Annotated in this window: 21 protein-coding genes and 2 tRNA genes; 12 read left to right on the top strand and 11 right to left on the bottom strand. The window is 59.4% G+C overall.

Translation table 11 applies throughout. The features are described from left to right. Both NKI52_RS26720 and NKI52_RS26715 read right to left on the bottom strand, forming a co-directional pair. Nucleotides 1-913, bottom strand: a 913-nt coding sequence (locus NKI52_RS26720; RefSeq protein WP_352700291.1) for a DUF4350 domain-containing protein, incomplete at its 3' end; no start/stop codon positions are given. Then, the gene (locus tag NKI52_RS26715; protein ID WP_352700290.1) at nucleotides 910-1,542 is read right to left on the bottom strand and encodes a DUF4129 domain-containing protein; all 633 of its coding nucleotides are present in this window, start codon (nucleotides 1,540-1,542) and stop codon (nucleotides 910-912) included. The genes NKI52_RS26720 and NKI52_RS26715, both read right to left, overlap by 4 nt. Nucleotides 1,543-1,686: 144 nt before the next feature. Here NKI52_RS26715 and NKI52_RS26710 point away from each other — a divergent pair, with 144 nt between their 5' ends. Then, nucleotides 1,687-2,469, top strand: coding sequence for a hypothetical protein (locus tag NKI52_RS26710; protein WP_352516778.1), 783 nt, complete (start codon nucleotides 1,687-1,689; stop codon nucleotides 2,467-2,469). Between the two features lie 154 nt (nucleotides 2,470-2,623). Continuing rightward, complete coding sequence (locus NKI52_RS26705; protein WP_352700289.1) at nucleotides 2,624-3,409, top strand: hypothetical protein; 786 nt, start codon at nucleotides 2,624-2,626, stop codon at nucleotides 3,407-3,409. Nucleotides 3,410-3,466: 57 nt separating this feature from the next. Here the strand turns inward: NKI52_RS26705 and NKI52_RS26700 are convergent, their stop codons facing one another. The 3 genes from NKI52_RS26700 to NKI52_RS26690 are packed head-to-tail and all read right to left on the bottom strand — an operon-like array spanning nucleotide 3,467 to nucleotide 6,203. Continuing rightward, a complete protein-coding gene (locus NKI52_RS26700; protein ID WP_352700288.1) occupies nucleotides 3,467-4,246 on the bottom strand; it encodes an N-formylglutamate amidohydrolase in 780 nt (259 codons plus the stop codon). Next, entirely contained in the window at nucleotides 4,246-5,559 is a 1,314-nt protein-coding gene (locus tag NKI52_RS26695) for a type I glutamate--ammonia ligase (protein WP_352700287.1), read from the bottom strand. The genes NKI52_RS26700 and NKI52_RS26695 overlap by 1 nt, the downstream gene beginning before the upstream one ends. Next, nucleotides 5,556-6,203, bottom strand: a complete 648-nt coding sequence (locus NKI52_RS26690) for a cysteine hydrolase family protein (protein ID WP_352700286.1) — start codon at nucleotides 6,201-6,203, stop codon at nucleotides 5,556-5,558. The genes NKI52_RS26695 and NKI52_RS26690 overlap by 4 nt, the downstream gene beginning before the upstream one ends. 150 nt (nucleotides 6,204-6,353) lie before the next feature. On the opposite strand from NKI52_RS26690, the gene NKI52_RS26685 reads away from it, so the two are divergent. The 5 genes from NKI52_RS26685 (at nucleotide 6,354) to NKI52_RS26665 (ending at nucleotide 13,390) form a co-directional block, all read left to right on the top strand. After that, nucleotides 6,354-7,076, top strand: a complete 723-nt coding sequence (locus NKI52_RS26685) for a LuxR family transcriptional regulator (RefSeq protein WP_352590463.1) — start codon at nucleotides 6,354-6,356, stop codon at nucleotides 7,074-7,076. A gap of 83 nt (nucleotides 7,077-7,159) precedes the next feature. Then, nucleotides 7,160-7,840: an acyl-homoserine-lactone synthase gene (locus NKI52_RS26680; protein WP_352700285.1), complete on the top strand. Its 681-nt coding sequence runs from the start codon at nucleotides 7,160-7,162 to the stop codon at nucleotides 7,838-7,840. Between the two features lie 278 nt (nucleotides 7,841-8,118). Next, the gene (locus NKI52_RS26675) at nucleotides 8,119-11,343 is read left to right on the top strand and encodes a hypothetical protein (protein ID WP_352474980.1); all 3,225 of its coding nucleotides are present in this window, start codon (nucleotides 8,119-8,121) and stop codon (nucleotides 11,341-11,343) included. Beyond that, on the top strand, nucleotides 11,344-12,645 hold the full coding sequence (locus tag NKI52_RS26670) for a patatin-like phospholipase family protein (RefSeq protein ID WP_352474979.1): 1,302 nt from the start codon (nucleotides 11,344-11,346) through the stop codon (nucleotides 12,643-12,645). Nucleotides 12,646-13,108: 463 nt separating this feature from the next. Next, nucleotides 13,109-13,390, top strand: coding sequence for a hypothetical protein (locus NKI52_RS26665; RefSeq protein ID WP_352474977.1), 282 nt, complete (start codon nucleotides 13,109-13,111; stop codon nucleotides 13,388-13,390). A 196-nt stretch (nucleotides 13,391-13,586) separates the two neighbouring features. Here the strand turns inward: NKI52_RS26665 and NKI52_RS26660 are convergent. Then, nucleotides 13,587-13,660 (bottom strand) — tRNA-Gln (locus NKI52_RS26660). A gap of 261 nt (nucleotides 13,661-13,921) precedes the next feature. Between NKI52_RS26660 and NKI52_RS26655 the strand changes: the two genes are divergently transcribed. Further along, nucleotides 13,922-14,353, top strand: a complete 432-nt coding sequence (locus NKI52_RS26655) for a YybH family protein (RefSeq protein ID WP_352590473.1) — start codon at nucleotides 13,922-13,924, stop codon at nucleotides 14,351-14,353. Between the two features lie 733 nt (nucleotides 14,354-15,086). Further along, entirely contained in the window at nucleotides 15,087-15,512 is a 426-nt protein-coding gene (locus tag NKI52_RS26650; RefSeq protein ID WP_023674443.1) for a hypothetical protein, read from the top strand. Between the two features lie 155 nt (nucleotides 15,513-15,667). Here the strand turns inward: NKI52_RS26650 and NKI52_RS26645 are convergent, their stop codons facing one another. After that, on the bottom strand, nucleotides 15,668-16,090 hold the full coding sequence (locus tag NKI52_RS26645; protein WP_023674444.1) for a CBS domain-containing protein: 423 nt from the start codon (nucleotides 16,088-16,090) through the stop codon (nucleotides 15,668-15,670). Nucleotides 16,091-16,342: 252 nt separating this feature from the next. On the opposite strand from NKI52_RS26645, the gene NKI52_RS26640 reads away from it, so the two are divergent. Further along, nucleotides 16,343-16,642, top strand: coding sequence for a hypothetical protein (locus NKI52_RS26640; RefSeq protein ID WP_352571491.1), 300 nt, complete (start codon nucleotides 16,343-16,345; stop codon nucleotides 16,640-16,642). Nucleotides 16,643-16,853: 211 nt separating this feature from the next. On the opposite strand, the gene NKI52_RS26635 is transcribed toward NKI52_RS26640, so the two are convergent. The 3 genes from NKI52_RS26635 to NKI52_RS26625 form a co-directional block, all read right to left on the bottom strand. Then, a complete protein-coding gene (locus tag NKI52_RS26635) occupies nucleotides 16,854-17,069 on the bottom strand; it encodes a hypothetical protein (RefSeq protein WP_352571489.1) in 216 nt (71 codons plus the stop codon). A gap of 116 nt (nucleotides 17,070-17,185) precedes the next feature. Then, nucleotides 17,186-17,259 (bottom strand) — tRNA-Gln (locus tag NKI52_RS26630). 119 nt (nucleotides 17,260-17,378) lie between these two features. Beyond that, nucleotides 17,379-18,311: a lysylphosphatidylglycerol synthase domain-containing protein gene (locus NKI52_RS26625; RefSeq protein WP_352590477.1), complete on the bottom strand. Its 933-nt coding sequence runs from the start codon at nucleotides 18,309-18,311 to the stop codon at nucleotides 17,379-17,381. Between the two features lie 494 nt (nucleotides 18,312-18,805). Between NKI52_RS26625 and NKI52_RS26620 the strand changes: the two genes are divergently transcribed. Together NKI52_RS26620 and NKI52_RS26615 are read left to right on the top strand one after the other, a co-directional pair. Continuing rightward, a complete protein-coding gene (locus tag NKI52_RS26620) occupies nucleotides 18,806-20,197 on the top strand; it encodes a Ppx/GppA phosphatase family protein (RefSeq protein WP_352700284.1) in 1,392 nt (463 codons plus the stop codon). A gap of 58 nt (nucleotides 20,198-20,255) precedes the next feature. Beyond that, nucleotides 20,256-20,951, top strand: coding sequence for an RlmE family RNA methyltransferase (locus NKI52_RS26615; RefSeq protein WP_352700283.1), 696 nt, complete (start codon nucleotides 20,256-20,258; stop codon nucleotides 20,949-20,951). A gap of 118 nt (nucleotides 20,952-21,069) precedes the next feature. On the opposite strand, the gene NKI52_RS26610 is transcribed toward NKI52_RS26615, so the two are convergent. Beyond that, a complete protein-coding gene (locus NKI52_RS26610) occupies nucleotides 21,070-22,554 on the bottom strand; it encodes an MFS transporter (RefSeq protein WP_352700282.1) in 1,485 nt (494 codons plus the stop codon). Nucleotides 22,555-22,809 lie beyond the last annotated feature (255 nt).

Raw genomic sequence — 22,809 nt, 5'->3', positions numbered from 1 at the left:
GCGCACGCTTGCCGAAGGCGATCGCGCGCTGGTCGATACGCGGCGGGCCGAACCGGCCAAGGCCATGCAGGAACGCCAGCGCCGCAGCGATCAGGATCGTCAGTGTCAGCGCCAGGAACGGCGGCTCGACCAGAAGCTTGGCCAGATCATACTTCCGCCCCGCGCCGTGCAGCGTCAGATCGAACATCACCGGGCCGTCGTCGGGCTGGAGCAAGGCAATCAGCCCGAGCGCGGCTGCTGCCTTTTCGGGATCCTTGAGGGCGGCGTTGTTGATCAGGTCGGGGTCAGTCAGGATATAGAACGGCTTGTCGTCCAGTTCGGTAAGCACAGCCTTGTCATTGCCGGCTGCGATGAGAGGGTACTTGTCGGCCACCCACTGCAATTCTTCGGGTGCGGCAACCATGTTGCCTTCGATGTCGAGTTGCTTTGCCGTGCTCTGGCCGGCACCGATCGTCGCATCGGCGATGCGGCCAAGCCATTCGTTCACCACCGAACCGGGCAATCGCCCGAATTTCATGTTCCAGCTTTCATGCCCCTGCAGCGGCAGGATCTGCCATTTGGGCAGCACGAAGAGCGTGTTCTGGTCCTGGCGAAGATTGAGGATGTGGTCGAGCGCCTCCGGATCGCTGTCGGGCGAGATGGTGACGATCAGCAGTATATCTCTGGCAAGATCGTCTTCGGTCCGCGCCATCAAGGGCGCTTCGCCGGTGAGCCGCAGCCATTCCGCCAGGCCGGCGTAGCCCACACCGCTTTTCGACAGCGGCGTGGCGCCGCCATTGCCGGGTTGCCGGAAATCGGGAGCATAGGTGGACAGCAGGAAGAAACCGGCTGCCGCAAGGAGGCTGGCGAAAATCCCCCAAAACAGTGTCTTTCGATTGAACGGCTCCTGTGCCTCGACCGCCGGTGCACTCACGTCCAGGCATCCCGGAAGGCGAAACGTTCATAGGCGCCGCGCGCCTGCCGCCAGCCTTCCGCGCCGACCGGCCGGCGCGCGAACAGCGCCGCCTCGACAATGCGGGCGATCTCGGTAAACGCATGGCGCGCCCTTCCCGGCAGGGGAGAGGCATTGGCGATGTCGCGCGCGGTGAGCGACGGGCGCAGGAAGTCCGGCAGCCGGCCGGCAATATCGGCGACGCTGCGCCGAAGCAAAAGGTGAACCGCCTCGTCATAGTCGCCGCGTGCGGCCAGCGCATCCGCTTGCGACAACAGGATCTGCGCGGCGCCGGCGTCGGGGCGCCAGGCTTCTTCGTCTTCGACTTCGGGTCGAGCGCGCTGCCACGGCAGCCGCCAGGCGATGCCTTTCACCTCAAGGAAGACCAAAAGCAGGATGATTGCGACGCCCGATATCACCGCCCCCCAGAACAGATAGATCATGTAGGGACCGAGCCACGACAAAAAATCCTGCAGCGGTTTCAGCCACTCGGGCGGCTTTGGTGGCACATAGGCCGGCAGGTCGAACTGGATCGACTCATCGGCGATCAGCTGCTTGTGCAGATTGGTCAGCCGTTCGGCTTCCGCTGTGCCTGGCTGTGCCAACGCCACCCGCTCCCCTGCAACCTGTGGTTCCCTGCCGACACTGACAATGCAGCGGAACAATTGCAAGTGGGCTGGACGCCCACCGTTAATCTTGGCAGAATTACTATTAGGGCGCCGTGATACTGTTACGGCGAAACACGGGGGGAAATCATGGCTTCAACGACACTGGAACGGCCTGAGAAATTCGAGATCGGCAGGGTGTTCAACAACAGCTTCGCCGTGATCGGCCGCAACATCGGCTTGTGCCTTGGGCTCGCGCTGCTGTTTTCAGGCTTGCCGGCGATTATTCTTCGGCTGTGGAGCCAACCGCAAATAGATGCGGTTCTGCAGGGCGACCCCGGCGCCGCGGCCGATCCCTCGATGATGTTTCGGAATTCATGGTTTACGATTATTGCGGGATTGCTATCCTTCGTTTTCGCGCTGCTGCTCCAGTCGGCGCTGGTGCGGGCGACGATCGAGGACTTGAACGGCAAGCGGCCGACCTTTGGCGACTGCATTCAGATAGCCATCCGCAATTTGCTGCCGACCCTCGGTATTGGCCTGCTCGTCGGCCTGGGTGCGGGCCTGGCGTCGATAGCTTTGCTGGTTCCCGGCATCATCTTATGGCTCGGATGGTGCGTGGCGGTGCCGGTTCTGATCCAGGAGCGGCTTGGCGTGTTCGGTTCGATGTCGCGTAGCCGTGTCCTGACCAAGGGCAACCGCTGGCCGCTATTTGGCCTCTTCTTGATCCTGATGGTCATCGCGATGGTCATCCAGTGGGTGATGCTGGCAGTCATCGTCATGTTTGGCGGGATCATTGCCGATGTGGCGGCAGCCTTGGTGTCGACCGTACTGTCGATGGTGCTGTCGGTCGCCACGGCGGTCAGCTATGTCGAGCTGCGTCAGGTCAAGGAAGGCACCAGCGTCGAAGAACTGTCGCAAATCTTCTCGTAGCAAAGTCGCGCGGCTGCACCACGTCGGGACCGGCCTGAACATCAGGCGGGCCCGGCGAGCCGCGACAGCCGTTCGCCATGCTGCCGCCGGCGGGTCAATGTCGGCCAACACCGGGTCGCAATGACGGACCGGTCAAAACAGGTAGAGGTATATCGTGGCGTCAATAACGCTGGACCAGCCCAACAAATTTCGCATCGGCAGGGTTTTCGGCGCCAGTTTTGCGGTCATCGGCCGCAACCCCATGCTTTGCCTCGGACTTGCATTGCTGTTTTCGGGTTTCTCGACCCTTGTTCATGAGCTTTGGATGCAGGTGCCGCAGGCCGGCGTCGCCCGAGGGGATCCTGATGCCGCCCTCGGCGGCCTCCGCATGATGTCTCGTGATTCCCTGATTACGTTCGGCGTCGTGTTGATGTCCTTTGTCCTGGATCTGTTGCTTCAGTCTGCGCTGGTCCGGGCGACTATCGAGGATCTGAACGGCAAGCAGCCATCCATTGCCGACTGCATCAAGATAGCGATCGGCTGTTTTCTGCCAACGCTCGGCGTCGGGCTGCTGGTCGTCCTGGGCGCAGGATTGGGCTTGATCCTGCTCGTCATTCCCGGAATCATATTGTGGCTCCGGTGGCTGGTAGCGGTGCCGGTTCTGGTACAGGAACGGGTCGGCGTGTCTGGCTCCATGGCGCGCAGCGGTGAACTTACCAAAGGCAGCCGCTGGGCACTGTTCGGCCTGTTCTTCGTTCTGATCGTGGCCTCGGTGGCCATTCAGTTGGCACTTGAAAGTGCTGTCGAACCGTTGGGCGGCATAGTGCGAGCTGTAGTGGCGACTTTGGTGTCGACGATATCGTCAATGGTGACGTCGATTGCCACCGCGGTCAGCTATGTCGAGCTGCGTCAGGTCAAGGAAGGCACCAGCGTCGAAGAACTGTCGCAAATCTTCTCCTGAGGACGGTGGCCAGGCCGACCGTAGGCTCTCGCTTTGCGCTCACTCGGCCGAGCTCTTTCACGACTCCTTAGTCAGCTGCGCCGGCAACGCCGCCGCCAGCCGCTTCGCCCATTGCTCGATGCCGGAGCGGCTCGCCAGCAGGTCCTGCCTGATCTCGATAAGGACCGCGGGAATGCCGCGATCGTCGCCATGGACCGGTATGGCGTAGTCGCCGTCGCGGCTGATCACGTAGGGCTCGTTTGCCGCGGCGTTGAGTGCACTGTCGGCGCGCAGGCCGGCAAGCACTGCCTGGCCGAAATCGACTGCCCGATCGTAAAGCACGCCGGCGTGCCAGGGCCGCGCAATGCCGAGGAAGACCGGCGTGAAGGAGTGGATCGTCGCGATCCGCGTCGCTCTGCCCTGCTTCGCCCGGCCATCGAGATGGGCGGCCACGCGGTCATGGAACGGCGCGAACATGACTTCGGCGCGCCGGCTTCGTTCCTCCGGATCGAGGCCGACATTGCCGGGGATGCCGGTGTCCTCCGATAGCACCGGAATGCTGCCGCTGGAACCAAGCGGCCGGTTGAGATCGATCAAAAGCCGCGAATAGGAGCTGAGGAAAGCCGGAGCATCGAGCAGCTTCGACAGAGCGCGGGTCACTTCGGCGGCGCCGATATCCCAGGCGATATGGCGCTGCAAATGGCTGCTGTCGAGATCGAGCCGCGCATACTCGGCCGGGATGTGATTTGACGCATGCTCGCATATCAGAACGATATCGGAACGCCCCGTTTCGTTGATTGCTTCGACCGCTGGAAGCCAACCTTCCGGTAGGATGGCGTTAGCAAGCGGCTCAGCCATCAATACAGCGTCCGGTAGAGATCGCAGACCGCCACTGGGTCGAGACCAGCGAGGCGCTCGGTCTCATGCCGCTTGAGGCCGACAAAGGTCTCGACGAACACCGGCGCGAACCATCCGGTGACGGTCTTGTCGGCAACGAGCGCGTCGAGTGCCGCAGGCAGCGTTTCCGGCAGCCGCACGAGGCCAAGCTTCTTGCGCTCGGAACCGCTCATCTGCGTCGGGTCGCCCGAGACAAGCGGCGGCGCCGGCAGCTTGGCCTTCAGCCCCTCCAGCCCGGCGCGCACGATCGCCGCCAGCGATAGATATGGATTGCCCGTGGCGTCGGCTGCCCGGTATTCGATGTTGTACTGCCGCGCCGGATCGCGCCCGCCGATCGTCACCGTCGGGCAGATGCGCAGGCTCGCCTCGCGGTCGCGATCGGCAAGCCAGGTGTAGGACGAGCTCCAGCTATGCGGCTTCAGCCGGTAGTAGGACGACACACTCGCCGCCGTCATGGCGGTGATCGCGGGCAGGTGGCGCAGCACGCCGGCACAGAAGGAAGCGGCCTGGCTGGAAAGGCCGCCAGGCTGGGCCGGGTCGTAGGTCGCCGGTTTGCCGGCCTCCTCGACGAAACTGAAATGGATGTGGACGCCGTTGCCGACGGCATCGGGCGCGGTTTTGGGCGCGAAGCTCGCCCGCCAGCCGGCACATCGCGCGACTTCGCGCGTGATCTCGCGGATGGCGACGGCGCGATCGGCCGCGGCGAGCGCATCGGCCGGCTCGCATGTCACCTCGAACTGGTCGGTGCCGAATTCGGCGATCACCACTTCGGGCGCGACGCCGGCTTCCGCCAGCGCCGCCATCAGATTGGCGGCGAACGGGTCGGCGCGGCGCAGTGCTGCCAACGACATCGAATGAGCCGGTGCGAACTCGGCCTCGATATGGAATTCATGCTCGAAGGCGGCGATGACGGAAAGCCCGGTTGCCGCCTTCAACTCCGCCAGCGCATCGCTCAGCATGGTCCGCGTGCAGCCAACCCACGGGCTGCCGTCGAGTTCGACGATGTTGCCGGCGACCATGTCGAAAGGCGTCGCCGATCCGGTCAGCGCCGTTCGAAACCGCCCGTTGAGATCGGGAATGAGCCGCACATCGCCCGACGAGCCCCAGGGATTGGGATCGACGATCGAGTTGAACGGCGTCAGCGACAGGTTGGCCTGCAGCCAGCCGACGCCCGTCGCCGCGATCTTCTGCAGCCTGCTTTCGACGACCGAGCGGCCGCGCGTGATCGCCGACAGGTCGGTGGTGACGACGGCAACGAGCGGTTCGACGGTCATGCAGCTTTTCCCAAGGCTTCGAAACGGCCCGTAACGGTGGCGGTATCAGTGACCCAGCAATAGCCACCGAAGGCTTTTAGCGCGCCGTCATGACGCTCCTGTGAGGCGGCGGCGCAAGCATCGGATACGCAGGTGACGAGATAGCCGCGATCGGCGGCATCGCGCACCGCCATGTCGACGCACTGGTCGGTCATGATGCCGGCGACGACCAGGTAACGCACGCCGAGGTTTTTCAGGACATAATCGATGTTGGTCGAGTTGAAGACACCCGACGATGTCTTCGGCAGCATGATCTCGTCGCCGACCGGCGCCAGCGACGGCACCGGCAGCCCCTCCGGCCGGCTCGGCGCGATATGAATCGGCGTCAGCTTGTGGTCGAGCGAGCGGTCGCGGCCGTCCTCGGTCAGGCTCTGGATGATGGTATGGATCACCTCGACGCCGTTGGCCCGCGCCGCCGCCAGCAGGCGCTCCTGGTTGGGGATCGTTTGCGACGCCGTCTGCCGGTAGAAATAGTGGTCGGAACCACGCTCCGGATGCGCCGGATCAGCACCCGGCTCCAGCCAGACCCGTTGCATGTCGACCAGCAGCAGCGCGGTTTCGCCGGCCCGGAACGGCTCGTTTCGTTTCGGCAATGCTGGCGTCATGCTTGGGGTCCTGCTTCGCGGATTAAAGTCTGGCTGATTTAGCTGATTTTGGTCCACGCGTCCTGCGTGGCCGGCGCGCTTATTGGGATATTCGAAGTCGCTAATTTAAGGTAAGCTTTGTTTTCGGCGTGGAGACGGGGGGTCTCTGTCATGATCGATTCAGATGTGTTCGACTTTGTCGAACGCTGCAGGAAACATACAGCTACCGGGCCGCTGCTGGGCGACCTTCTCGAGACCGTGCGAAATCTCGGCTTCGAGCACCTTATCCTGAGCGGGGTGCCGCTCGGTGGCCAGAAGCTTGCACCCATGGTTGAGCTGAATGGCTGGCCGGCCGGCTGGTTCGAACGCTATGTCGAGGCCGAGCATGCCGCCGTCGACGGCGTTTGCATTTACTCGGCAAAGACCCTGAAGCCGTTCCTTTGGTCGGAAGTCCCGGCAAAGTGGTCAGATACGGAGGGCTCACGACGCGTCGCCGGCGAGGCGACGGAGTTCGGCATCTGTAGCGGCTTCGCTGTGCCGATGCTCAGCGTTCATCACTGGCAATCCGTGCTTTCGTTTGCGTCGTCCGCGAAGTCCTGCACCCTGTCGCCGCGCCATCAGGTGCAACTGGTGACCATGGCGGTCTATGCGGGCATGTCGATCCAGGCCTTGGCCAATGACGATGACGACCATGAAGGCGTGCTGACCGACCGCGAAAAAGAAGTGCTCTTGTGGGCCGCGGCCGGCAAGACCTCGTCGGAAACCTCGCAGATCCTTGGCCTTACCGAGCGCACGGTCAAATGGCACTCGACGCGGGCCCGCGAGGCTTTTGGCGTCGCCACGACCACGCAAGCGGTCGTCGAGGCAGTGCGCCGGCGTCTGATCCATCCCTAATCGCGTCAACTGTCCCATCGGACAGGTGACGTATATTAGCGCGACTGCGAGTATCCCGGCGAGAACGATCGGGGGATCGCGCCATGATAACGGCCCACGTAGTCAATGCCCATAACAAGCATCTCTACGAAAACGAATTCGACGAGTTTCTGCGCCGGCGGCACGACTTCTTCGTGCACCAGAAACATTGGCGCCCTCCGAGCCCGGATGGTCGCGAACTGGATCAATTCGATACCGACGCGGCGACATACCTGCTGGGCATTGAAGACGATCGCGTAGTGACTTCGGCTCGATTGATCCCAACGAGCGAGCCGCACATGGTCTCGGAGGTTTTTTCTCACATGTGTGAAAAATCGGGCGTCCCAAGACGTCCCGATTGGGCCGAATGGACCCGCACATTCGTCGTTCCCGACAAACGCACTGCCGGACTGAGGGGCACGCTGACGCAGCTGTGCTGCGCGGTGATGGAATACGCTCTCGACGAGGGCCTCAGCGCCGTCGGCGGCATCCAGGAAACCTACTTCATGCCCCACCATGGCGCGCTCAAATGGCGGGCCGAACCGATGGGCATGGCCAGGGAAGAGAACGGCGAGTGGTACATCGTCGCGTACATCGAAGTGAACGAGGCGGCGCTGGCGAGTGTCCGGAAGATACTTAGGATTGGGCATTCGTTGCTGGTGAGGCGCGGAATACAGACGCAATTTGTTGAAAATACGAAATACAAGACGGTCGTATTTGACATGGGTATTCCGGTTTTGGCATAGTAACTCACCAAAGCACGCGTCATTATGTCTTCAGCAGTCACCAAAATTGGAGTGGTGTCGTCGCTTATCTGGCCTCATCACCAGATTATTTTCGAAAGAAATTCTATGTAGGCCGATACGGTGTCTTGGCGAAATCACTTGACTCAGGCAGTTTCATTTAAAGGAAAGTTAAACGGGTGGCGAGTTACATCAACGGAGCTTACTTGACTCGCATCAAAAGGCGATACGCTTGAAAAGCGGTTGCATGTAGAAGACGTGTCTCACGAAGGATGAAGTTAATGCCCACAGATGTGCCTCAGAGTGTATTAACAAAATACGCAGTGGTTCGTGCACCGAAGGCCATGCCTGTGGAAGCAGAACGGTGGAATTTCGTCACTCGGCCAAGTGCGCGGACTGAGCTTTGGGATAGACTTTATTCTCTGATATCCAAAGACTCGCCCTCGTCCGATTTTGAAGAAGTATGTGCAAAATACGTGAACGAAAATCCCGTCGCGGGATCGGATGCGGAATTCCCCAAGGCATTCGACTCTGTCATTCAGGCAACTCAAGGGCTTCCAGGATCGGAACTCACGAATTCATACATATCTATACTCAGGGAGAGCCCTAGCATATTCGATAGCGAAGATAAGTTGAAGCTATTTATACTATGGCTTTGGGATCAGCTGACGGCAAGAATTGTTTCAAGACGTAAATACGGCTCAGCGGGGAAATTCATCCAAGCAATCGCCTATCTGCAAGCCAAGGCTTACGCCGATTCACTTGCCGAAGATGCGGTGCCGTGCGCCCTGTCAGTTCGACCTGAGGTTTTGATGCCGCAGGCACTTACAGAGTTTATAAGAGCGGCAAGACACGACCTACGACGCGAACAAGAGGAGTCAGCCTCGAAAATCTCAGATGCCGCAAACGACAAGGCGAGAAGTGAAGCAGCCAGCATACTATGCACGGCTGCTCTGCATAAGTTCTTTGAGGATGCGTTGGATGCGATGGATTTCGCGGAGATTAGGTCCGAAATTCGTACTGACCGGACGGCTGCCAAAGCTGATGCCGCCGAGAATGCCTCGGGTGGAGTAAGCAGGCAGCCGCTGAGACTCTCAGATTCCAGACTGAAGCAGCTCGCTCCTGAACTCGTTGATTTTGCGCGTGCTAAACTTGGAATAGAGATCGTCGATGTCGATCCTATCCATCTCAATCACTTATTGAGCCGCCGCTTGGCTGACACTGAGGCCAAACTCGTACAGGGCGCCACCTTGTCCGTCGCATGGCGTGCGTCAGAGTTCGTTCGCACTGCCGCAGCAGAGATCGCCACCGATGTGAGGAACCTACCGTCAGCGGTTGAACGACTTATTTTAACAATCGGCACCGACGCTACCTACACTTTACCAGACTTCAAGAATCCTAACCAGGTGAGGGTTGCCGGGTTATGTGATCTTAAAGTGGTAAGACAGCAGCTTCAAAAATACATTCTGGGTGAAGTAGCCTACATAGAGAACGTGCTTAAGGGTGAAGAGCGATCCCGCACACATCACCGACTAGATAGAACTGAGCAGCAGATTATAATTGAGATTGAAGAATCGTCATCGATTGAGCGCGATCTTCAAACAACAGATCGTTTCGAATTGACACAAGAATTAGACAATGTCCAGAAGGAGAATAGATCATCAGATATGGGAGTGAACGTGACTGCATCTTATGGTGCCGTTACTGTAGCTGCTCACGCCAACGCCACTAGTACACAATCGGCGGAGAACGCTGAGAAAGTCGCCAGATCCACGGTAAAGGAAAATATCGCGCGAGCGGTGGAGAAGGTGCAAAAGAGCACAAAACGGCAGCAAACTATAACCGTGACGACGGAAGTGACCGAGGACAATATTCACAGGTTCACGGCGACTAGCGACTCCGTTATTGGCGTGTATCGATATGTGGAAAAGCAATATTGGGCTCAGGTGTTTAACTATGGCGCACGTCTCATGCTTGAGTTTCTGGTGCCGGAGCCCGCCGCCAGCTATCTTTTCTATCAGGGGAAGAGCCCGCGGAGCGGTGACGCGCATCTAATTGCACCAGAGCAACCGAATTTCACCGCAGATCAGATCACCGAGTCGAACTATCTTAGCCTTTCCGCACGGTATAACGCCCAAGTAACTGCCCCTCCACCAGCGTTTATGACGGGGTATGCGATGGTCGATCACATGAAAAAAGACGACGCTGATCCGAGTATTGACATAGATACTAGTTACGAAGCGATATACGCTTCACCAGCAATGTACATGATATGGACTGATCCGCAGGCGCAGCTAGCAGTTATACTTGGCGGAAATTATTGGTATATGACTACGATAGCAAAAGATCCGATACACGGCTCAACGTACATGGTCCATCCTTTACGTGGAAAGGTGATGTTTCATGTGCAGCCGTTTAGAGCTATAAGCGCATGGATGGTTGGCATTACGTTGGTCACGAGGAGGACTCAGGAAGCATTCGGAAAGTGGAGACTTGATACCTATCGCGCAATATTGGAAGCTTACAATCTCGCCAAGGATGATTATGATAAGAAGCTGGCGGCATCGCGGTCTAACTCAAGAAACATAACCCTAAGATCCGATATCGAGTACCGCAACACTGAACAGCAGGAGTTAAAGAGGGGGGTTTTAGAGATACTGACGAATCAGCACTTCAACTCTATGGGCGCAGAAAATGTCAGTAAAGACGGTGAGCCGGTTCTCGACCCTGCGAAGGCACTCGCCGAAGGCCCGACTGTACAGTTCTTTGAGCAGGGCTTCGAGTGGCCGAACATGGTTTATACATTCTACCCATACTTTTGGGGGCGGCACGACACCTGGGAGGACCGGCTCTCGGTGTCAGATGCGGATCCGATTTTTTCAAGGTTTCTTTCTGCGGGTTACGCGCGCGTTGTCGTTCCTGTTCGACGTTATTTTGAGAACAATATCAAATATTATCTTGAGCACGGTGATATCTGGGAGGGCGATGACTGTCCAGTGCCGGGAGACGCGGACTATGTAGCCATAGTTGACGAGATCAAAAGCATTGAGGCAACCAGCAGCCCTGATCTACAGGACGGCGTCCCAGACGGCGATCCGTGGCGAATCGCGCTCCCGACTCCGCTGGTTTGCCTCGACGATCCGAAGGTCAAGCTGCCCAGCTGGGAGATAGTAGTTCCATCCACCACACCGTATGTTCCATCAGTCGAGACTTGCAACGGCATTCCCTACAATGCTGCTCAATGGCCAGATCATGTCTCCATAATGGCCGAGCTAAAAGCGCTTGGCTATGGAGTTCCGGCTGACGCAGATCCCGCCAAATACTTAGAAAGCGGCCCCGGCACACGTGTCGTGAAAGCGTTCCAGCGGAGGATGAATCAGCTTGGCATTGCAGATGCGCTGGGAGCTCCTCTGAAGCTAGATGGCATAGCGGGACCCTGCACGTGCCGCGCTTTGACCCTGGCAAACGAATGGCGGCGACTTAAGCAATGGCCGGGCCCTGTGTAAGTGGCTAAGCTCAAGAAGCCCACCGATGTAAACTTCCTCAGCTTTCAAGGGGGCGGGGGGCTGGGATTTGCATATTTGGGTGCCATTCAGGCCTTGGAAGACCTTGCCGTCTTGCCGTTCGGCCGCACGGGCAGTCAGCTGAAAGGTATTAGTGGCACATCAGCGGGTGCGATAACTGCGATGTTCTTGGCTCTCGGTTGCGGTTCGAAGGACCTTAAGGCTGTTTTTGACAACAATATCGACTTTGATTCCTTCTATGATCCTCCAGTGCTAGGCAAGGGGCGTGGTCTCCTACCTAATAACTACAGCGCAGAAGTGGAAATGCCCGGCAGCAAGGGTCAACTACGCGATGTAGCGAAGCTCATCCTTGAAAACAAACGACGGATAGAAAGTGGTAGCGACGACTTCCGGAAGATGCTGAGTTATTCTTGGCTTAGATCGCTTGACGTTCGAGTTTCTGGCGCCGCGCTGATCCTTGCGATGAATACCATCGGACAACTCGACGTTGTGAAGGAAATGCAGTCTATTCCATTTCTGAAGAAATTCTCTGCGCGATTTCCGGAGTATATGTATTCATTGATATATGACCGTGGTATTTTCGCTGGACTAGCCGTTCGGCATTATCTACGAAGGCAGTTTCGTAGTTTTGTGGCACGAATACCTGCATGGCAGCGGAATCCCAGGCTTAAAGATGCCTCAACAATGACTTTTTCTATGCTAAAGGATCTCACCGGCGTAAGTCTTGCCGTTTGCGCCACTAACATATCTCAAAAGAAGAGCATGGTTTTCTCCGCTTCGGGGACACCGGATTTTCCGGTGGTAGAGGCTGTGGGTATGTCCGCATGTTTTCCTGTAGTGTTTAAGCCTATATTTATAGACGCTCCGTGGAGCGACCCAGTGCTCGGTCCTCTGCGTGGTCTTTGGCTCGATGGAGGCCTGTTAAATAACATCCCGGTACACGCATTTGACAAGGAAGCAAGGCGTTCCGGACAGAGTGGGACTGCGACGCTACCTCCTGGAATGTTGGCACTACGATTGGTTGAGGGAGCGCCAAGATCCTTTGAAGCCTACGACGACCCGTCGCAAGACACTTTGCCGCTAATCGGGTTGCTCCGAGACATGTTCTCAACCTTGATGGTTCCTGGTAGGGAAGGCCAATTCCTTACCGTCGAAGAGCGCCAACAAAGCATTGATCTCTTCACGTTCGACCTCTCGCTCTTTGAGTTCGCGCCGACGCAATATAAGGCAAAGAATCCCGTCGATGTTGCACGACGCACTGTGCTGGACTATTTCCGGCGATAGTCACTAGCTCCGAGTCGGCGTAAACACCTATGCTCGCATGAACCTGTCAGCGATCGACAACAGCACGCGATCCGATTGCTGGAGAGGGATGAGTTCGCGCAGTAGACATGGATTAGGAGGGGCACCTTTCGTCGCTCGCATCGCTGACGATGAACCGCCACGACGGTCAAAAAAGTGCTCATCACACGACTTTGAGCTAAGACGCTTTGAAGGTCCATTATTGCGCTGAAGCAGCCGATGTTGATTATCGAAAAGTGGGCACACTCGTGTTTTTGCTTTGAGCGGAAAGCGCGAGCAATGAAACGAAATGTGGGGTGATGCACACTTTATTCTCTAACACCGACATCTTTATCTGGCCTCAGGTGGAACCATGCGAGAAACACAGGAACCGGCTAAAGGGAGGGCGTAGAGGTGCCTTTTGGAAACAGCCGACGAATCCACCAAAAAAGGGGAGGATCAAAGCATGAGTGAACCCAAGCCGATCGGGTCTGGAGTCTTTGCTGCTGTGTGCGGAATACTGTTCTTCCTTGCGTTTGTTGGCTCGTTTTGGGTCAATGTCGAGCAGCTAACTCCGGATCGCCTAATTAGGGCATGGTTTCTTTTTGTCGCGGCAGTCCTCGTCTGGTGGGGCACTAATCGTATGTGGGGTGGCAGGCGGGACCTAACTGTTGGCCAAGAGACCATCAACCTCGTTGTTGGAATCGTTGCTGCGACCATCGCTCTCCTCAGTCTATTAAAGGATTAGCGGAAGGAACAATATTCCTAATTTTCGCTAACAGAGGATGTCATGGCGCTAAGCAGGGTCGTTCCGAAAGAAGCTTCCCTACGCCAAGACCAGCGCTGACGCTTTGCACCCAAGACGCGACATTTTGGCGTCGCTCTTGCTACGGACTTCGCTCGATTTCGGATTTTGTGTTGAGGTCCAAAATAGACCAATCAATTGGCTGGGGAACCTGGATTCGAACCAGGACTAACGGAGTCAGAGTCCGTGGGTCTACCGTTAACCCATTCCCTAGCAGGCGCGATTACGGTGACAGTGCACTATTTTCTTTTCGCCGCCTGCCCTCGTTTTCCGGGTTTCACGGCTTTGCCGATTTGCCCCGCGATGCGGCAGACCGGGAACGCCGGCAAGGTGCATCATGCGACGGGGGGACATGGTAAAAAGTGCACTCACCGTAATTCTGATCTATACTCCGGACACCAGCCCGAACGCCTAGGCGAAGGGCGGATGAAGTGTTTGATAGAGTTCTCTTTTTAGTCATGTGGCGATGTTAAGATGTTGGCCTCCGACCTGACGAAATTTATCGAGCAGGATCATCTGGCTCTGGATGCCTTCGTAAAGGGCGATCCTGAGCCCTTGAAAAACCTCTACTCGCGACAGGACGACGTCATTATTGCCAATCCCTTTGGCCCGCCGGCGAAGGGATGGAGAAAGGCCGCTGAGACCATGGAACGGGCCGCCACCAATTACCGGCACGGCAAGGCCATCGGCTTTGAGCGCATATCGGAGTATGCGACAGCCGATTTGGGATACATCGTCGAGGTCGAGCGGTTCCAATCCAAGGTCGGTGGTGGCAACAAACTGGTGCCGATTGCGCTTCGAGTCACCACCATATTCCGGCGCGAGGAAGGCGCGTGGAGGATCGTCCTTCGTCATGCCGATCCGATAACCTCGGCACGCCCGTCGACGTCCATTGTCGGGGAGTAGAAGGGTTGCCGGAGAGGTTTTAGGAATTACGGTGACAGTGCACTAATTTCCTTTCGCCTGTCTCGTTTTCCGCGTTTCTCGGTTTTGCCGATTTGCCCGGCGATGCTCTCGGCCCACAGCTGCATCGAAACCCGCGACATCGGCGACGCGGTAATGCTCGATCAGCAGTTCTTATGGAACACATAGTCTTCGGACGTGAAAACACTTTGGCTCGCCGGTACGGTGCCGGGGAGACGCGGCAGACCGGGAACGCGGGCAAGGTGCACAATGCGGCGGAGGCGACATGGTAAAAGTGCACTGTCACCGTAATTCATCCTTAGCGGCCAATTTCCGGCGTCGCATCAACAATCTAGGTCATTTTCGGTTTCGCTTTAGGCAGCGCGGCCAGCAAGAGCTGGTGCTGTTTCTTCTTTCTCTTCGACGTGAGGGCTCACCCATTCGTCGGTTATCACGCGGCTGGCCAAGGTGCCCGGCACCGCTTTTCTCAAGGCACGCAGCAAAAAGTATCTAACCCGCTCGGACAGTCAAGAGGTGTGGCAGGCAGGCCATGCGCAGCCAGCCGCAGCGAGCCGCCAAGACGCGCGAAGCACCTTCGGCGGTGTAGGACAGCGGCACGCCAGAACGCGCGCAGGCCAGGCGTTGGCTTGCCCAATTGTGTTTTGACTATTTGGCTGAACGGGAGCGTAAAATATCAGGTTCGCCCGGTCGGGCGAACTAACTCAGGGAGGATGTTATGAAGATGAATCGACGTAATGCTCTCGCCCTTGGTGCCACCTCGTTGGCGGCCCCGCTATTGGTCGCAAAGCCCATTCCGGTAGCGGCCAAGACCTACGGTCCGACTGATGGCAAAGAGATTTTTCCCGGCGTTCGGCTCGTCGAACTGGGAACACGAGACTCCCATATCAAGGGGTACAAGAAAATTGCCATGGAAGACGTCGTCTACCAGCCAAAGGCAACTAGCCCGCTCGGGGATGTCATGGCCGACGATATGGTCTGCACGGTCACTGAAGGCGAGCTGCAGGTCACGGCCGGAGACATGCAGTTCACGGCCAAGGAGGGTGACGTATGGAGCTGCGGCAAGGGTAGCACGAAGGAGGCTGCTACGAACAACGGAACAGCGGTCGCAGTGATGCGGGTGATTAACCTGAAGGCTGCATAAAGTTACCCACACTCTGGCGACTGCAGACGCTCCAGCCGGCTTCGGCCGGCGGGCTTTTCCGGTGCGCCACGGCCTCGATGACCGGACATTTCTGCCGGCGCGCTGTGGCCAGCGCGGCGGCAGACTGAGGCCTTAGCGCACGGGCGAGCCGCCCTTCAGTGGTGGTGGGCGGAAACGCTCTTGACGTATTCGGACACCAGTTCCCTCGGTGCCGACTGACTGACGTCGCCGACACTAAGGATGCCGACCATCCGCATATTCTTGTTGATCACCGGCAACCTGCGGATTTTCAGTTCTTCCATGTGCCGTACGGCCTTGGCCAGATCGTCGTCTTCGCGGCAGCAGTGAATGCCGGCCGTCATAACATCGCGCGCCGTTGCGATGCGGCCGTCGAAACCATCTTCTGCCAGTCCGTTGCAGACAATATCGCGGTCGGTCACCATTCCGATCAGTCGGTCGTTCTCTCCAATGGGAATCGACCCGATATCCTGGGCTCGCATCATTTTCGCCAGTTCGGTGACAGCGGTTTCGGGGCTGACCCAGTCGACACCCTTATGCATTGCGTCTTTGACCTTCATGGCGGACCTCCCTTGCTGGGTTGGTGAATGTCCCCCTGTCCCATTCTAACGCGGACGGGGTTTGGCTGCCAGAGGTCATCATCCAGACCCGCATTTTGCGGTGGTTGTCATGCGGAATTACGGTGACAGTGCACTTTTTACCATGTCGCTCCCGCCGCATGGTGCACCTTGCCCGCGTTCCCGGTCTGCCGCATCCCCCAGCATCGATAACCGCAACATCGGCGACGCGGCAATATTCGATGAGCGGTCCTTGTGGAACGCATAGTCTTCGGACGTGAAAACACTTTGGCTCGCCTGTACGGTGCTGCGGCAGACCGGGAACGCGGGCAAGGTTACACGATGCGGCGGGGCGAACATGGTAAAAAGTGCACCGTCACCGTAATTCCGGTGCACTATTTTCTTTTCGCCGCCTGGCTCGTTTCCGGGTTTCTCGGCTTTGCCGATTTGCCCGGCGATACTCTCGGCCCCCGGGTGCATCGAAAAACCGCGACATCGGCGACGCGGCAATACTCGATGAGCAGTTCTTGCGGAACACATAGTCTTCGGACGTGAAAACACTTTGGCTCGCCCGTACGGTCCGGGGATGCGGCAGGGCGGGAACGCGGGCAAGGTGCACCATGCGGTCAATCTAGACACGGGGCGACATGGTAAAAAGTGCACTGTCACCGTAATTCCTAGATGTAGTGTGCTCAGCCGTCCAGCAAGTATAAGGATCAACGTCGTGCGCGGACGCAGGCACTTGACAGCTTCGATCGCGAGTGGCTCACGCGCCGCCGCTCTGTTGCAGGCTGTGCCATTGTTCAATGCTATCGCATAGGAACTTCACAAATCCACTGCACAGCAACGGCTCAGCTGCACCGTCTGGCGTGAATTCATATATCGCGTCCGACTCATCGATTCCCCAAGTTCCGAGATATTCGCCTTCCTGAGTGACGACAGCGCCGTCCTCAAGCAGGTTTATTGACCATCGAAGATTCATGCCACCTCCCGGTCCGAATGATGCGGATAGAATACCATGCGGATCATCCGCATGGTTGTAACACATGCCATTTTCGGGAATGATCTAAGTAATTGTTTCTATTGAAAAAAAGAAGCTGGCTGGGGAACCTGGATTCGAACCAGGACTAACGGAGTCAGAGTCCGTGGGTCTACCGTTAACCTATTCCCCAGCAGGCGCGGCTGTTGAAAACCACACGGGCAGGGCGGCGACGTCGCCGCGCGTGCCTTGTAGCCGCCGCCGGAAAATAGTCAACCCTGTGTCTGGGTTCAATCGTCGGCTTCCCGCGCTTCAACTCTCGCTGCGGCTGTATTGCGAGTGCTCGAAGAACAGCACCACGCCGAGTGCGATCAGCAGCGGGATGATCAGGTAGAACAGCCGGAACACCAGCAGCGCCGCCAGCACGCCGACCTGGTCCATATGTGACAAGCCCGCGAGGAACACCACCTCGAAGACGCCCAGCCCGCCCGGCGCATGTGAAATCTGCGCGATCGAGAACGACACCAGGAAGACGCCGAGCACGACGAAATAGCCGGGATTGCCGGCGGCGGGCAGGGCAAAGAAGATGATCGCCGCTGCCGCCAGGAGCTCGATCGGGCCGACCAGCAATTGCCGCGCCACGATCGGCAGCGCCGGGTAGTGCAGCTGAAAGCTGCCGATCCTCAGCGGCCTGAGATGCAGCCAGCTGCCGAAGACATAGGCCGCCACCACGAGCAGCATGGCGAGCCCTCCCGCCTGCGCCAGCCGGTGATGCGGCGTGCCGGAAAACCGGTCGATCACCTCGGGCTCGAGCAGCAGGACGATGCTTGAGACGAACAGCGTCGACAGCACGAAGGTGATCCAGCAGATCGCCACCAGAATGCCGACGTCCTGCCCGGTCAGGCCCTTGGTGCCGTAGGCGCGGTAGCGGATCACCGCACCGGAAAACACCGAGCCGCCGATATTGTGCGACAGCGCGTAGGTGGTGAACGAGCAGAAGGTGACGAACAGCCACGAGACTTTCTTGCCGATGTGCAGCAGCGCGATGTGGTCGTAACCGGCGAGCGAGGCATAGGCGATGACCGAACTCAGCGCCGCCAGCACCCAGCCGCGCGCCGGGATGGCGATTATGCCGGCCCAGACATCGTCGAGCGAGATGCCGCGCAATTCGTGCAGCAGCAGCCACAGCGAGAACACCACAGCGGCGATGCCGATCACGGGCCAGAAATAACGCCTCCAGTTCATGGCCTGACGATCATGCGTTGCAGCCCGTACCCGATTTCCGGTTCGCAGCAGGAAAACCGCCCGCGCTCCCGAATGGTTTACCCCTCCATTTCAGAAATGCCTCATTGAAGCCGGCTATTCAACCGGGAAGGCGCGTTGTGGCGCTCGCGCCTTCCCTTCTCCCCTTGTGGGAGAAGGTGGATCGGCGCGCAGCGCCGAGCCGGATGAGGGGTGCCGGAAGGAACTCAGCTCGAAAAAATAAAATGATTTGAAGGGGTTACATCTTCAATGCCGCGATCCGTCCAGCACCCCTCATCCGACCGAGCTTCGCTCGGCCACCTTCTCCCACAAGGGGAGAAGGGGTCACCGACGTCGCCGCCTTCACGCCGCCGGCAAAATTCGCTGCGGGCACTCTTGGTGATCCGGCCCGGCGCTGATAGTCTGGCGGCAACTTGAACATGTAAAAGCGCCTGCTGCGTCCGATCTCGGTTCGCGCGGCGCCGGAAGGAACGACAGTGGAAGACCACGACGCCGGCGCTGGCGCGCCGGAAGTGGGCGTGTCCAGGGGTTCGCCGACGCCGTCCGGCCAGGCAAGCCCATCCACCGGACGCTACGGCCGTCAAGTGCAGCCCCGGTCCGGCAATGGACAGGCTGGCGACACGTCCCACGACCACAAGGGCCAGAACGGCTCGCATCAGAACGGCAAACCCAAGAAACGGCGCAAGCGCCGGCGCGGGCGCAAGGTTTTCGCACGCGACGAGACTCGTCCGCTGGCGGCCGGCGCTTCGGTGCCCGCCGCCAACGAGGCCCCGGCCGCGCGCCCGCCCCAGCCAGCGGCTTACGCGCCTCCGCCCTCAGCTCCGCCAAGGCCGGGGCAAGGTGCCCGCACACCGCCGCCGCTGCAGGAATTGCCGGTGTTTGCCGCGCTCGATCTCGGCACCAACAATTGCCGGCTGCTGGTCGCGGTGCCGACGCGCCATGGCCAGTTCCGCGTCATCGATGCGTTCTCGCGCATCGTCAGGCTGGGCGAGGGCCTTACCGCCAATGGTCGGCTTGGCGACGCCGCAATGGACCGCGCGGTCGAGGCGCTGAAGATCTGCGGTGACAAATTGCGCAACCGCAAGGTCAGGAAGGCCAGGCTGATCGCCACCGAGGCCTGCCGCACCGCCGCCAACGGCGTCGAGTTCCTCGAGCGCGTCGAGCGCGAGGCCGGCCTGAAGCTCGAGATCATCGACCGCCAGACCGAGGCGCGGCTGGCGGTGTCGGGCTGCGGCTCGCTGGTCGAGCGCGACACGCAAGGCGTCGTGCTGTTCGACATCGGCGGCGGCTCGTCCGAAATTGCGCTGATCGACCTCACCGGTCAGCGCTCGCCAAGGCTTGCCAACCACATCGTCTCGTGGACGTCGCTGCCGGTCGGCGTCGTCTCGCTGGCCGAGCGTTTTGGCGGCCGCACGGTGACGCGCGCGATCTTTGGCGCCATGGTCGAGGATGTCGCAATGCGGCTGCGCGCCTTCGACGGGCGCGATCGGCTGAGCCACCTCCTGTCCAGCCCGAAATTCCATTTGCTCGGCACATCGGGCACTGTGACGACGCTGGCCGGCGTTCATCTCGACCTCGAACGCTATGACCGCCGCCGCGTCGACGGGCTGTGGATGGATCGCGACAGCGTCGACCGCATGGTCGAAAAACTGGTCGGCTGGGATTTCCAGCAGCGCGTCGCCAACCCTTGCATCGGCGCCGACCGCGCCGACCTGGTTCTGGCCGGCTGCGCCATACTGGAGGCGATCCGTGCCGTCTGGCCGTCGGAGCGGCTGCGTGTCGCCGACCGCGGCCTGCGCGAGGGCATATTGAGCGAATTGATGGCCGATGACGGCGTCTGGCGCAATAATGGGCGAGGCAGAGCATGATCCCGAAAAGTGGCTGCCGGTTTTCGGACAAGATCATGCTCAAACAAGCAATCAAGCAATGACCAAGAAACCGGAAAGACCGAGCTCCGCCGGCATTCGCGTGCTGAAGACGAAGATCAAGAAGAAAAGCGGCTTGAAGGAATCGTCGCGCCGCTGGCTGCAGCGCCACATCAACGATCCCTATGTCCAGCGCTCGAAGGCCGACGGCTATCGCTCGCGCGCCGCCTACAAGCTGATCGAGATCGACGACAAGCACCATTTGCTCAAGCCTGGCATGAAGGTGATAGACCTTGGTGCGGCACCCGGCGGCTGGTGCCAGGTCGCCGCCGCGCGTACCAAGTCGACCGCGGAACACCCTTACGTCGTCGGCATCGACTATCTCGAGATGGACGCCGTGCCGGGCGCGCCGGTGCTGCTGATGGATTTCCTCGATCCGCAGGCACCCGAAAAGCTGGCCGAGACGCTGGGCGGCCAGCCCGACATCGTGCTCTCCGACATGGCCGCACCCACCACCGGCCACAAGCGGACCGACCACATCCGCACCATGCATCTTTGCGAGGTGGCGGCCGATTTCGCGCTGTCGGTATTGAAGCCTGGCGGACATTTCCTCGCCAAGACCTTTCAGGGCGGCGCCGAAAACGAATTGCTGGCCAGGCTGAAGCGGAATTTCCGCTCGGTCCATCACGTCAAGCCGCCGGCCTCGCGCGACGAGTCGGTGGAGCTTTATTTATTGGCGAAGGATTTTAAGGGGTAGCGCCCTTTCCTTCTCCCCTTGTGGGAGAAGGTGGCCTCGCGAAGCGAGGTCGGATGAGGGGTGTTCCAGCTTGGCAACACGCTTGCAGTTATCATCGCCTCATTTCTTCCAACACCCCTCAACCGTCTCGGCGCTGCGCGCCGATCCACCTTCTCCCACAAGGGGAGAAGGGAAGGGGTCCCCAACTCCCCGGCGGGCTCACCGGCTCCAGCGTCTTCGGCGGCGTCAACCGGCCATGTCCCGACACGGCATTGCCGGCGTCCGGCGCCAGCCGCATGAACGACAGCGAGGCTGCCGCCGACACCGCCGCTACGATGAAGAAGGCGGTGTGGAAGTCGCTCAGCGTCAGCGGGCCGCCATGGATATTGGTCGACACTTCCAGGATGCCGCCGGCCAGCGCCACGCCGAGTGCGATCGCCAACTGCTGGAACACCGCCGTGATCGGCGTGGCCTTGCTGGTGTCGGCGGCCGAAATCTCGGCGTAGGCAAGCGCGTTGATGCCGGTGAAGAACATCGACCGGATGAAGCCCCCGGCGAGCAGCATGGCGAGGATCAGCCCATAGGGCGTGTCGGGTGTGAACAGGCCGTTGATGGCGATGGACGCGGCAGCGATCAGCGAGCCTGAAATCAGCACCCGGCGGAAGCCGGCGACCCTAAAGATCAGGGCAGTGACGAATTTCATGCCTATGGCGCCGATCGCCGAGACGAAGGTGATCATGCCGGACTGGAACGGCGTCAGCCCGAAACCGATCTGGAACATCAGCGGCAACAGGAAAGGTACGGCACCAATGCCGATGCGGAACAGTCCGCCGCCGAGCACCGACGAGCGGAACACCCGATTGCGAAACAGCTCGAGCGCCAGCAGCGGATTCCTGGCGCGGCGCGCGTGCAGCAGGTAAAGCACCGCCGACGCCAGCCCGACGGCTACGGTGAGAAAGCCGTCAGCGGGCGGCAGAGCCGGCAGGCTGACCACCGACAGGCCGAACACAATTCCCGATGCCGCCAGCCCGCTCAGCACGAAACCGATGAAATCGAGCGGCGGCGTCTGCGCGGCGTCGGTCTTCGGCAGGAAACGCGTGGCCAGCCAGATGCCGATCAGCCCGATCGGCACATTGATCAGAAAAATCCAGTGCCAGGAGAAATAGGTCGTGATGAAGCCGCCGACCGGCGGGCCGACCAGGGGGCCGACCAGAGCCGGGACAGTCAGCCACGACATGGCGGCGACTAGCTCGCTTTTCGGCGTCGCGCGTACCAGCACCAGGCGTCCGACCGGCGTCATCATGGCGCCGCCAATGCCTTGCAGGAAACGTGACACCACGAAAGCCGGCAGCGAATTGGAAATGGCGCACGCGACCGAACCGACGATGAACACGGCGATCGCGGCACGGAAGACATTCTTGGCGCCGAAGCGGTCGGCCATCCAGCCGCTGATCGGAATGAAAATCGCCAGCGATACCAGATAGGCGGTCAGCGCCAGCTTGAGCGCGATCGGGCTGGTGTGGATGTCGATGGCGATCGCCGGCAACGATGTCGCAATGACGGTCGAATCCATGTTTTCCATGAATAGAGCGACCGCCAGGATAAGCGGAATGGTGCGGTTCACGATGGATCCGGCCTTGAATGTGCGTCGCGATTGCTTGCCGGCCCTGGGGGCCAAACCGACAGGTAGGGCGGTTATCATGGCTTGGCCCGGATGTCGCATTAATTTGCTGTCACGTTTGTGCGACCGCAAGTCCCACAGCCCCTGGGGCAAAATGCAGCTTCGCCACTACACAACCATCGGCTTTTCAACGGCCACGGGACGTGTTACGAGCCAGCGCCAATCCTGAAAGGGAAGAAGACGAGTCGGCGCTGTCCA

Origin of the sequence: Mesorhizobium sp. M0590, from assembly GCF_040320905.1 — a bacterium.
GTDB lineage: Bacteria > Pseudomonadota > Alphaproteobacteria > Rhizobiales > Rhizobiaceae > Mesorhizobium.
Note: the sequence above shows the minus strand (reverse complement) of the source record. Positions and strands in the feature narration are given on the sequence as shown.